Raw genomic sequence first — 12,730 nt, 5'->3', positions numbered from 1 at the left:
TTAAGACTAGAATACTCTCAAAATTAACCTCATTAACAATTATTCAATTCATTAATAAGTTTACTTTTGATAGAAATATTAACAACTTAAAAATTAGTATTATTTAAATGCACAACGGGTTATTTTAACATTTATTTACGTATTAAAAAGTATATTTTTGTTGAGTTTTACAAATAAATCATTAAACAAAATGATCCATATTAAAAAAATATTTTTTGTCTGTATACTTTTCTCTTTGTCTATACTAGCACAAGAAAAAATTACATTAAGCGGAACCGTTTACGACCAAAGCAACAATGAAACTTTAATTGGTGTTTCTATTTACTTCCCAGAATTAAATGCTGGAACTACAACTAACGAATATGGCTTTTATTCAATAACAATTCCTGAAGGTAGTTATAAAATACAAGTCAGTTATTTAGGCTACACAAGTCAAATTGAAGTTCTTAATTTATCAAAAAAACTAACAAAAAACTTTAAGTTAAATCAAGAAACTGAAAGTTTAGATGAAATTATTATTGAAAGTAATATTGAAAAGCTAAATGTTAGAACACCTCAAATGAGTGTAAATAGCCTTACTGCGGCTTCAATAAAACAAATTCCTGTGGTTTTAGGAGAAGCAGATATTATAAAATCTTTAATACTTTTACCTGGAGTTACCAGTGCTGGTGAAGGCGCTTCTGGTTTTAATGTTAGAGGTGGTGCTGCAGATCAAAATCTAATTTTACTAGATGAAGCTACCGTTTTTAATTCTTCTCACCTATTTGGTTTTTTCTCTGTTTTTAATCCGGATGTAATTAAAGATGTAAAATTATATAAAGGTGGAATTCCTGCAAAATATGGAGGAAGATTATCTTCTGTATTAGACATTTATCAAAAGGAAGGAAACAGTAAAGAGTTTGATATTACTGGAGGAATCGGTTTGGTTTCTTCGAGATTACTAATTGAAGGTCCTATAAAAAAAGAGAAAATTTCTTTTTTAGTGGGTGGTAGATCTTCATATGCTCATTTATTTTTACCGTTGTTTGACAATGATAATAAAGCATATTTTTATGATTTAAATACAAAATTGAACTATCGTATAAATGATAGAAATAGTGTTTTCTTTTCTGGTTATTTTGGAAAGGATGTATTTGGAATTAATGATAGTTTTGTAAATACTTATGGAAACAAAGTTGGTAATTTACGTTGGAATCATCTATTTTCTGATAAATTATTTTCTAATCTATCTTTAATTTATTCTGATTATTTCTACGGATTAACACTAGATTTTGTAGGTTTTGAATGGGATTCTGGTATTACTAACTTCAACTTAAAATACGATTTCAAGAATTATGTAAACGAAAATCTAAAGTTGAGTTACGGTATTAACAATATCTATATTAAATTTAATCCAGGTGAAATTGTTCCAAATAGAGATGATTCTGGAATTGTACCAGAAAAATTAATTGATAAATATGCCAATGAATTTGCAATCTATATAGATACAGAACATAAAATAAGTGATAAGCTGCAATTACAATACGGAGTTCGTTTTAGCAACTTTACTCGTTTAGGACAAAGTGAATTAAATATCTATAAAAATGACCAAGCGGTAGTTTATAATAATGAATTCAAAAAATACGAATCCGCAGTAGCTATAGGTACAGAATCTTTTAAAAGAAGTAATTCAATTGCAGGATTTAACAATATAGAACCGCGTGTTTCTATGTCTTATCTTTTAAACGAAGACTCTTCTATAAAGGCTAGTTACAATAGAATGGCACAATACCTTCACTTACTTTCTAATACTGCTTCTCATACTCCATTAGATGTTTGGACACCCAGTGGAAAATACATAAAACCACAATTATTAGATCAATTTGCAATTGGGTATTTTAAATCAATAAAAGATGGTGATTATTCTATAGAAACAGAAGTTTTTTACAAAGACATACAAAATAGAATAGATTACATAAATGGAGCTAATTTAATTGCAAACGATGAAATTGAAACCGTTATTTTAAAAGGAAAATCTAGAGCTTATGGTTTGGAAGTTTTATTCAAAAAAAATGAAGGGAAACTAAAAGGTTGGGTTGCCTACACATTATCTAGATCAGAACAATTAACGGAAGGAAGAAATGCGAACGAACCTGGTATTAACCAAGGAAAATGGTATAGTACACCTTATGACAAAACCCATGATTTTTCCATAAACGCAAGTTATGAACTCAACAAAAAATGGACTTTTAACACCAATTTTATTTTTCAAACTGGGCAACCTACAAATTATCCTGTAGGGCAATATGAAGTATAAGGTTTAAACATACCAATTTATGATGACAATAGAAGAAACTCAGATAGATTGCCAACGTATCATAGACTAGATATATCTGCAACATTAACACCAAAAAAAAACAAAAACAGAAATTGGAAAGGAGAATGGGTTTTTGGTATTTACAACCTATATGGTAGACAAAATGCAGCTTCTATAAACTTTACTCAAAACAGAGAAACCTTAAGGAACCAAGCTATACAAACTTCTATTTTTGGTTTAGTACCATCTGTTACTTATAATTTCAAATTTTAATCTTATGAAAAAACTATATATAATATTCGTTTTTATTCTATTACTTTTTGCAAATTGTGAAAAAGTAATTGATGTTGATGTTCCTACAATTGAACCTAAATTAGTAATTGACGCAGCTTTTGAAGTCAATTTTGATGAAACTCCCGTTACTGCAAAAACTGTTGTAAATTTAAAATTATCAGCAGATTATTTTGATGATATAATACCAACTGTATCTAATGCAACAGTGTTTTTAACAGATTTAAATAACAATACTGTTATTCCTTTTTCTGATATAAATGCAGATGGAAGTTATGAGCCAAATTCAGCATTCATTCCTGCTAATGATATTGTATATGAACTAACAGTTCTTTATGACAATGAAACCTATAAAGGAAAAGCAACAAAAATAAAGTCAGCTATTATTAATAATGTTCAACAAGGTGATGACACATTGTTTTTTGGTGATGAAATAGAACTAGAAACTTCATTTACAGATGACGGAAAAAAAGAAAATTACTATTTATTTAATTTTGGTTTCAACAATTATGTTACTATAGAAGATCGTTTTTTAAATGGTTCAGAATATAATTTTTCATATTATATAGATATGGATGAAATAGAATTGCCTTCAACTTTAAATGTTAAACTTTTTGGTATAACAAAAGAATTTTTCACTTATTTTAGAATACTACAAAATCAAAGTGGGCAAACTGGTGGCGGCCCTTTTCAATCTGTACCTTCTTCTTTATTAGGAAACATGATAAATACAACCACAGAAGCAAATTTTCCTTTAGGTTATTTTCATATTTCTGAAACAGATACTTTTAGTTTAGATGTAGTTAAAAAAAATTAAATTCCCTTTTTTTTAAGGAGAGATGGTAAACAAAATTCAGCTTAAAAAGAGATGGTGAAAAGCCCGTTAAAACGTCCAAAAAATAATACAGAATATTACCAAGAATTCTGTATTTTTGAATAATGACTTTTATAAAAACTACAGAGCAAGATTCTAAATACAATCATCTAGAAAAGATGTCTGTAAAAGAATTATTAACAAACATAAATAACGAAGACAAAACAGTACCTTTTGCTGTTGAAGAATCTTTACCACAAATAGAATCTTTAACCGAAAACATTGTTGAAAAACTAAAAAATGGCGGAAGGCTTTTCTATATTGGTGCAGGAACAAGTGGTCGTTTAGGTGTTTTAGATGCTTCAGAATGTCCGCCAACTTTTGGCGTACCCCATGAATTGGTGGTTGGTCTTATTGCTGGTGGCGATATTGCTATTAGAAAAGCTGTAGAAAATGCAGAAGATTCTAAAACACAAGGTTGGTTAGATTTACAAGAACATTCAATTTCAGAAAAAGATGTTGTTATTGGTATTGCTGCTTCTGGTACAACGCCTTATGTGATTGCTGCTTTAGAGGAATGCAACAAAAATAATATTATTACTGGCTGTATTACTTGTAATAAAAATAGTCCGTTGACAAATGTTTCTAAATTCCCTGTGGAAGTAATTGTGGGGTCAGAATTTGTAACCGGAAGCTCTAGAATGAAAGCAGGAACTGCTCAAAAATTAGTTTTAAATATGATTTCTACTGCAACAATGGTGCAATTAGGAAAAATAAAAGGCAATAAAATGATAGACATGCAATTGTCTAACAAGAAGTTAGTAGAAAGAGGACAAATAATGTTAGCTAAAGAATTAAATATAGACCAAGATGAAGCTGCTATCTTTCTAGAAAAATTTGGAAACGTTAGAAATGCTATTTTAAATTATAAATAAATGAGTACTAATTTAAACTTATTAAGTAAAGGCTTAAAATATTTAGGTATTTTAGTTTTTCTATTTATTGCATCACCAATTACACTTACAATGGGTTATAAAGCTTTAAATAAGTTTAAAGATACTCCTAAAGAGTATCTTTCTTACCTTATAATAGGTGCAGCAGCAATTTTAATTATTTTTACAATTTACTTTGCTTTTAAAACAATTCAGGTTTTGCTACAAGCAATTTTTAACAATTAGTTTATGCAGATTTCTGACGGAATTATCATCATACTTTCATATCCAGACACTATAGTTAGACCAGCATACTGGGAAGCTTCTAGTAAAATTTGGCCAAAAATTGGTGTTGGAGGAAAACATGCTGTACAAGCTGGTCACGCTGCATTTTTGTTACTAAAAAAAGGTAAATCTGAAATTAATTATTTTGATTTTGGACGCTATATTACTACGTATGGAAATGGTAGAGTTCGTTCTAAAGAAACTGACCCCGAATTAAAAATTTCTATTGAAGCAAAGTTTGAAAACGAAAAATTATTAAATCTTAAAGAAATTTTACTTTGGTTGGAAAATCACCCAGAAAAAACGCATGGTGATGGTAGATTGGTTGCTAGTATTCATGAAAAAATCAATTTTAATAAAGCAACAAAATTTATTCAAAAGTTAATTGCGCAGAAAGAGATTCCTTATGGCGCATTTATAAAAGAGGCTAGTAATTGTGCACGTTTTGTTACAGACACCATTATTAATTCTACCAATGATAAAAAAATTGCAAAACAATTAAAGAAGTCTAATATACTTACACCAAGTCCTATTGGAAATGTAATTAAAGGAGCTACAAATGACGAAATATTAAAAGTTTATAATCAAGAAATTACATATTATAAAAACAGGTCAATTTTAAAAGAATATAAAGAATCCTTTTTTAATAAGTTTGAAGGAGAACCTAATTTAAAAGGAACAGAAGAACCAAATTTAGATATTTTTAATTTAGAAAACGGAACTTGGTTAGGTGGAATTGGAAGTGGTGCTTGGTTTAAAATTGAAGATAAAATAGCATCTGAAACATACAAAATTGTAAGATTTACTTCTAATGGAAAAAAAGATTTTGAAGGTTTATTTTCTACTATAGAAACTGGTTTCGAATATTTAGAAGCATATCAAATTATACACCCTACAAGTTGTATAGAAGTTTTTATAAAACAAAATGACAAAACATTTACTTTCAAAAAATCTTAATCTTTAAACATTCTCTTTTATAGATGTCATTGCATTAAAACCAAAAGACGCATCTAGTCTAGTTCAATTCCTAAACCTAAATTATCAGAAGCTTTAATACAAGTATTAAAATCTTCCTTTTTTACTTTTTTTAGTTGATGAATTACAAATTCAAAATATTCTATACTAACACTAGCTTCTTTTTCTACAGTTTTATCAATTTACAAGTTTTTTACTGTTTTTTTTTTAAATTATTAAGACCATACTAATCAGATGGTTAATTATTAATATCATAACAATATTCATTACTTGATTCCACATCTTTACTTTTTTGGCACGTTATTTGAAAATACTATAACAAATGCGGAAGTCGAAAAGCAATTAGAGTAGGCAAAACCCTTAAAACCATATATTATGAAAAAAGGTGTACTTATATTATTAGGAATGTTCATGATGGTTTCAACTGTTGAAGCCAAAAACGGCAATTATTTACCAAACAACAACTGGGTTAATTACTCATACAACAATGCAGTAAACTTTACAGAAAGAGGAATTGAATTTTTTATTTTCACAAATGGAGAATTTGATTTTGATACAAATTATAATGATACATATTATGATTATAATGGAAGAAGAACAAGAAGTTCTGGTGTAAAAATAGATAGAGATTATAGAGGACGCGTTCGAAGAATTGGAAACGTGTTTGTAAATTATGATTATAGAGGAAACGTAAGCAGAATTGGTAACGTTTATATGAGATATTTTAGAGGAAACTTAACCAAAGTTGGTAACTTAAGAATTAGTTACAACAGAGGTGGATATCCAGAGTTTTATGGTCATGTAAAAGATAATTTTTATTATGACAACGGCTTTAGAATAAACCTAAACATTGGTGATATTTGTAACTACAATGATACTTACTTTTATAGAAGTGATTTTAGAAAAAATTATTCTCAAATTAGAGAAGACAATAATTACTACTATTATAGAGCAAATACAAATGCAAAAATAGGTAAGCGTAGTAAAATTTTAAAAAGAAGAAAACCAGTAGCAACAAAAGTAAATAGAAATACTGTAAAGAAAAGAAGTAATACTACTTACAGAAAACCTGCTACTACAAGAAAAAATACAACTAGAAGTTTAGAAACTAAAAGAGGTACTAATTTAAATACAAGAAGAACAGTTGATAACAATAAAAGAACAAATGTTAGAAAAAGTACTACTCTAAAATCTGACAGAAAGGTGAAAACCAATAAAAAACCTATTGTTAGAAAACGAACTGCAACAAGTACTAGAGAAAAAGTAGCTTCTAAAAAAAGAGAAAATAAAAGTACTACTACCCGTAGAAGAAATTAAAAACAGGTATTTATACTTGATTTATTTTCACAGTAGTTAACTATGTTTGTAGCATCATTAATTTGAAGAAAAAGAGCAATTAACTATAATTAGTTGTAATAGAAAAAGTAGAAGTTAAAAGTCCCATTTATATATAAAATGGGACTTTTTATATATAACTTATTTTTCTAATTTACACTTTGTTCGTTTTGGCATTAAATCTCCACCAAAACTTTTTCTCTTATTTTACTCATAATCTAATAAATAAAAACCATTCCTAAAGAAAGCATCTTTTAAGATAAACGACAATAGAAAAATTACCATATCCTGACTCTTTTAGGAGATATTGATAATAAAAATAACTATATAACGAGTTGGCAATTATAAAAATGACGAAACTCAAATTGAAGATTAAATTTGCTGAATTTACTTTTCTGGTGTAAATTAACACCAAAAAAAACATTATGGGAAGACAAAGTATTTCGTTCACTCAACCAAATGATGAATGGCTAAAAAATCAAGTTGATAGAAAAGAATATTCTACTAAAAGTGAACTTGTAAACGATTTAATTAGACAAGCAAGAAAACAACAAAAACAAATTGATTGGATTAGTGCTAAATTGGAGAAAGCTGAAAATAGCGGGTTTACGAATTTGAGCAAAGAACAAATATTAGCGGAATCAAAGTCTTTGATTTAATGACTAATTATAAATAAGTAATTTAGCGAAGGAAGACTTAATAAGAATCCACAAATACGGAGTTGAAAAATTCGGAATGATTTTAGCTGACAAATATTTCCATTCTTTCTTTGAAAACTTTGATATTATTGCAGAAAATCCATTTTATTTTGAATCGGCCTACTATATAAAAAAAGGATATCGACGTTGTTTTTCTGGTTCAGAAGTATTTATTACAAAGTAAATAATAATGTTGTGGAAATTATGGCAATAATTGGAAGACCGGATTTGAAAAATATTCTCTGATTTAAAAATTACAGTTGCCAACATTCGTATATACAACATATAGTTTTTGAATATTTTTATAAAAAATATTTCAAAAAAAAAGCAAACTTTTCAGTTTGCTTTTTTTTGTAATATTATAAAATTGATAAATCTTAATACTAAAGAAATTTATCTAATTAACTTTCTATATTTAATTCGTTTTGGCATTAAATCTCCACCTAAACGTTTCTTTTTATTTTCTTCATATTCAGAAAAACCTCCTTCAAAGAAATACACATCACTGTTTCCTTCAAAAGCAAGAATGTGTGTACAAACTCTATCTAAAAACCATCTATCATGGCTAATAACTACTGCACAACCTGCAAAATTATCTAAACCTTCTTCTAAAGCTCTTAATGTATTTACATCCAAGTCGTTTGTTGGCTCATCTAATAAAAGTACATTTCCTTCTTCCTTTAAAGTCATTGCTAAATGCAAACGGTTTCTTTCTCCACCAGAAAGTGTATTTACTTTCTTATTTTGTTCACTTCCAGAGAAATTAAAACGACTTAAATAAGCACGAGAATTTACTTGTCTTCCGCCCATCATTACTAAATCTTGTCCATCAGAAAAATTTTCCCAAATTGTTTTCTCTGGGTTAATATTTGAATGTGCTTGATCTACATAAGCAATTTTAGCAGTTTCACCTACAGTAAAATTTCCTGCATCAGGTGTTTCCTCACCCATAATCATTTTAAAAATGGTAGTTTTACCAGCACCATTTGGTCCTATAATACCAACAATTCCTGCTTGTGGAAGATTAAATTCTAAATTGTCATATAATAACTTGTCTCCAAATGCTTTAGAAACACCAATAGATTCAATTACATTAGTACCTAAACGTGGACCGTTTGGAATGTAGATTTCTAATTTTTCATCCGTTTGCTTTTGATCTTGACTCATTAATTTGTCATAATTCTTCAAACGTGCTTTTTGCTTTGTTTGACGACCTTTTGCTCCTTGACGAACCCAATCTAATTCTCTTTCTAAAATTTTCTGATGTTTAGATGCTGTTTTACTTTCTTGTGCCATTCTTTTAGACTTTTGGTCTAACCATTCTGCGTAATTTCCTTTCCAAGGAATTCCTTCTCCTCTATCCAATTCAAGAATCCAACCAGCAACATTATCTAAAAAGTATCTATCATGCGTTACTGCAATTACAGTTCCTTTGTATTGTGCTAAATGATGCTCTAACCAGTGTACAGATTCTGCATCCAAGTGATTGGTAGGCTCATCTAATAATAAAATTTCTGGTTCTTGTAATAATAATCTACATAAAGCAACACGTCTCTTTTCACCACCAGAAAGTACTCCTATTTTCTTATCAGAATCTGGCGTTCTTAAAGCATCCATTGCTATTTCTAATTTGGTATCTAATTCCCAAGCATTGGCAGCATCAATTTTATCTTGTAATTCTGCTTGTTGGTTCATTAATTTTTCCATCTTATCTGCATCAGAATAGACTTCTTCCAAACCAAACATATCGTTTATTTTATTGTACTCATCTAAAATTGCAACTGTTTCTGCAACTCCTTCCTTTACAATCTCTAAAACTGTTTTTTCTGGATCTAGTTGTGGTTCTTGCTCTAAATACCCAACTTTATAACCTGGTGCAAAAGTAACATCACCTTGATAGTTCTTTTCTACACCAGCAATAATTTTTAATAATGTTGATTTTCCAGATCCATTTAAACCTAAAATTCCAATTTTTGCTCCATAAAAGAAGCTTAAATAAATATCTTTTAAAACTTGTTTACCTGTTGATTGATAAGTTTTAGACAACTTATTCATCGAAAAGATTACTTTCTTATCGTCGCTCATTATATACTATATTTTTAAATTTTATTTGAATACTGCTACTAAAAAACTGTAGACTTTTTTAGACCCTTCCTTTTAAGGCATTAAAAACCCAAGCAATACAAAAGAAACCAATACCAACGGTTGCAAAACCCCATCCAGCAACATCTTCATATCTATAAGCACCTAGTAAAATTAAAATAACTCCCATTAATAACATTAGCATGGTTGCCCATCCTAATACTGTATTCTTATTCATTCCCATAATTCGTAATTAGTTAGTTAGATTCGCAAATATCGTTAAATTAATTTGCTTGTTCAAGGGAAGTGATTGAGTAATCAAAACTTCCTTTTACAATTAATACAAAATGATTAGAATTAATACCTTCTACCACCCATTCCAGAATTTCTTCTTCTATTATTCATACCTGAAGGTGGAGGGCTATTATTAGTGTTTTCTGGAGGTTTAGGAATTAATTTTTTCTTTTCTTTTCTTTGATATTTTAACCATTTTTTAAATTGCTTTTTAGATAAAAAACTTTTTAAGGAATCATTTAAATTCTTTTCATTTTTTTCAATAGTATCTCTAATAGGTGTAATTGTAGTTTTTATTTTTTCTCGAACCTTTTCTGCTAAATCTCTATTTGTATAAAGTTCTTTACCAAATGTATTTATAGTAAGTTCTAATTCTTGTAATTGTGAAAAATTTAAAAAAGATAAATCTTTTACTTTATCATTATAAATTCTAAAAGCTTTTGATGATTTGCCTTCTAGTATTGCATTTTTAATTTTTATTTTTTTTTGAATTTCTGTAAAATTGTAATAAAAAAGGTTTGCTGCATTTTTAGCATTAAACTTTGGCATTTCAGGAACTTCTTGTCCAAATGAGAAGTAACTTATAAATAATGATAGTATAATTAATGATTTTTTCATCTTTTTTATTTGAAAAACAAAAGTAAACAAAGAATTACAATTTAGCAGCTAATCTAGCTCCTTGATTTATAGCTCTTTTTGCATCTAACTCACTAGCAAAATCTGCACCACCAATAACATGTACTTTTTTACCAGCATCTAATAAAGGTTGATACAATTCTTTAAATGGGGTTTGGCCTGCACAAATAACAACATTGTCTACTTCTAAAATTTTAGCTTCTTCATTTTGGGTATAATGCAAACCTTGGTCATCAATTTTAGTATAAGAAACTTCACCTATAAATTGAACTTTCTTTTTCTTTAAAGTAGATCTGTGAATCCAACCTGTAGTTTTACCAAGATTTCCACCAAATTTTCCTTTGCTTCTTTTAAACATAAAGACTTCTCTTGGTGATGGATGAAATTCTGGTTTTACACCTTCTATTCCACTTCTTGCTTTCATAGATTTATCTATTCCCCATTCTTTTAACCAAGTATCTATATTTAAAGCTGATGATTCTCCTTCATGTGTTAAATATTCTGAAACATCAAAACCAATTCCTCCTGCTCCAATTACTGCAACACGTTTTCCTACTGGTTTTTTCAGCTTTAATACATCAATATAACTTAATACCTTTTGATGATTAATACCTTCTATTTTTAACTCTCTTGGTTTAATTCCTGTTGCTAAGACAATTTCATCAAAATCAGATTTTAATAAATCTTCAGTAGAAACTCTTGTATTTAATTTTACGGTTACATTATGCAACTCAATTTGTTTATTAAAATAACGCAACGTTTCATAAAATTCTTCTTTTCCAGGAATTTGTTTTGCGATATTAAACTGACCACCAATTTCTTTATCGGCATCAAACAAAGTAACTATATGTCCTCTTTGTGCTGCAATTGTAGCTGCTGCTAATCCTGCAGGCCCAGCGCCGATTACTGCTACTTTCTTTTTATTTTCTGTTGGGTTATAATTTAATTCTGTTTCATGACAAGCTCTAGGATTTACCAAACAACTTGCTACTTTTTGCTCAAAAACGTGATCTAAACAAGCTTGATTACAACCAATACAAGTATTAATTTCATCAGCTTTTTCTTGCTCTGCTTTATTTACCCATTCTGGATCTGCCAAAAATGGTCTTGCCATAGAAATCATATCAGCATCTCCTTCTGAAAGTATTTTTTCTGCAGTTTCTGGCATATTTATTCTGTTTGAAGTTATCAAAGGAATTGATAATTCTTCTTTCATTTTTCTAGTAACCCAAGTAAACGCTGCTCTTGGAACAGATGTTGCAATTGTTGGAACTCTAGATTCATGCCAACCAATTCCTGTATTTATAATGGTTGCTCCGGCTTTTTCAATTTCTTTACCTAGTTGAACAACTTCTTCCCAAGAAGAACCGTTTTCTACCAAATCTAACATTGATAATCTGTAGATAATAATAAACTCTTTACCAACAGCTTCTCTTGTTTGTTTTACCAATTCAATTGGCAAACGCATTCTGTTTTCATATTCACCACCGTAATTATCTGTTCTTTTATTGGTTCTTTTTGCAATAAATTGATTGATTAAATACCCTTCTGAACCCATAATCTCAACGCCATCATAACCTGCAACTTTAGATAATTTTGCACAGTTTACAAAATCTCGAATTGTTCTTTTAATTCCTGACTGTGTTAATTTAAATGGTTTAAAAGGTGTTATAGGTGATTTTATTTTTGAAGGTGCAACATTAAAAGGATGATATCCATAACGTCCTGAATGTAAAATTTGCATACAAATTTTCCCTCCTTCTTTATGAACTGCTTCTGTTATTTTTTGGTGATGTTTTGCATGTTTTTTTGTAGACATTCTCGCAGCAAAAGGTCCTGTCCAACCTTGAATGTTTGGTGCAATTCCTCCTGTAACAATTAAACCAACACCTCCTTTTGCACGTTCTGCATAATACGTAGCAATACGTTCTAAACCGTTTTTTTCTTCTTCTAAACCTGTGTGCATAGAACCCATTAAGATTCTATTTTTTAAAGTTGTGAATCCTAAATCTAATGGTTCTAAAATGTGCTTGTATTTCATATATCTTGGAATTGAATTTACTATGCATGCATAATACTTTGCAAGATATGT

11 protein-coding genes and 2 pseudogenes are annotated in these 12,730 nt (G+C 29.0%); 9 read left to right on the top strand and 4 right to left on the bottom strand.

Features of this window, described 5'->3' with window-relative positions; genetic code table 11:
• The 9 genes and pseudogenes from V3V28_RS09630 to V3V28_RS09590 all read left to right on the top strand — a co-directional run.
• Positions 1-107 (top strand): annotated as a pseudogene (locus V3V28_RS09630) (IS982 family transposase); the annotation flags it as partial.
• An 83-nt stretch (positions 108-190) separates the two neighbouring features.
• A pseudogene (locus tag V3V28_RS09625) lies at positions 191-2,569 on the top strand (TonB-dependent receptor).
• 4 nt (positions 2,570-2,573) lie between these two features.
• Positions 2,574-3,404, top strand: coding sequence for a DUF4249 family protein (locus V3V28_RS09620; RefSeq protein ID WP_331364805.1), 831 nt, complete (start codon positions 2,574-2,576; stop codon positions 3,402-3,404).
• A 122-nt stretch (positions 3,405-3,526) separates the two neighbouring features.
• On the top strand, positions 3,527-4,336 hold the full coding sequence (gene murQ / locus V3V28_RS09615; RefSeq protein ID WP_331364804.1) for an N-acetylmuramic acid 6-phosphate etherase: 810 nt from the start codon (positions 3,527-3,529) through the stop codon (positions 4,334-4,336).
• The gene (locus V3V28_RS09610; RefSeq protein ID WP_331364803.1) at positions 4,337-4,579 is read left to right on the top strand and encodes a DUF6095 family protein; all 243 of its coding nucleotides are present in this window, start codon (positions 4,337-4,339) and stop codon (positions 4,577-4,579) included. It begins immediately after the preceding gene.
• 3 nt (positions 4,580-4,582) lie between these two features.
• A complete protein-coding gene (locus V3V28_RS09605) occupies positions 4,583-5,575 on the top strand; it encodes a DUF6695 family protein (protein ID WP_331364802.1) in 993 nt (330 codons plus the stop codon).
• A gap of 393 nt (positions 5,576-5,968) precedes the next feature.
• A complete protein-coding gene (locus tag V3V28_RS09600; protein WP_331364801.1) occupies positions 5,969-6,910 on the top strand; it encodes a hypothetical protein in 942 nt (313 codons plus the stop codon).
• A gap of 443 nt (positions 6,911-7,353) precedes the next feature.
• The gene (locus V3V28_RS09595; protein WP_331364800.1) at positions 7,354-7,587 is read left to right on the top strand and encodes a ribbon-helix-helix domain-containing protein; all 234 of its coding nucleotides are present in this window, start codon (positions 7,354-7,356) and stop codon (positions 7,585-7,587) included.
• Between the two features lie 76 nt (positions 7,588-7,663).
• Positions 7,664-7,810: a hypothetical protein gene (locus V3V28_RS09590; protein ID WP_331364799.1), complete on the top strand. Its 147-nt coding sequence runs from the start codon at positions 7,664-7,666 to the stop codon at positions 7,808-7,810.
• A gap of 209 nt (positions 7,811-8,019) precedes the next feature.
• On the opposite strand, the gene ettA is transcribed toward V3V28_RS09590, so the two are convergent.
• The 4 genes from ettA to V3V28_RS09570 form a co-directional block, all read right to left on the bottom strand.
• Positions 8,020-9,711: an energy-dependent translational throttle protein EttA gene (gene ettA / locus V3V28_RS09585; protein WP_331364798.1), complete on the bottom strand. Its 1,692-nt coding sequence runs from the start codon at positions 9,709-9,711 to the stop codon at positions 8,020-8,022.
• Positions 9,712-9,769: 58 nt separating this feature from the next.
• On the bottom strand, positions 9,770-9,952 hold the full coding sequence (locus V3V28_RS09580) for a CAL67264 family membrane protein (protein WP_331364797.1): 183 nt from the start codon (positions 9,950-9,952) through the stop codon (positions 9,770-9,772).
• Positions 9,953-10,065: 113 nt separating this feature from the next.
• Entirely contained in the window at positions 10,066-10,620 is a 555-nt protein-coding gene (locus V3V28_RS09575; protein ID WP_331364796.1) for a hypothetical protein, read from the bottom strand.
• A 34-nt stretch (positions 10,621-10,654) separates the two neighbouring features.
• The gene (locus V3V28_RS09570; RefSeq protein ID WP_331364795.1) at positions 10,655-12,679 is read right to left on the bottom strand and encodes an NADPH-dependent 2,4-dienoyl-CoA reductase; all 2,025 of its coding nucleotides are present in this window, start codon (positions 12,677-12,679) and stop codon (positions 10,655-10,657) included.
• Positions 12,680-12,730: the final 51 nt, after the last annotated feature.

Source organism: Polaribacter sp., assembly GCF_036480315.1.
Classification (GTDB): Bacteria; Bacteroidota; Bacteroidia; order Flavobacteriales; family Flavobacteriaceae; genus Polaribacter.
This window is presented reverse-complemented; position numbering and strand designations above follow the sequence as displayed.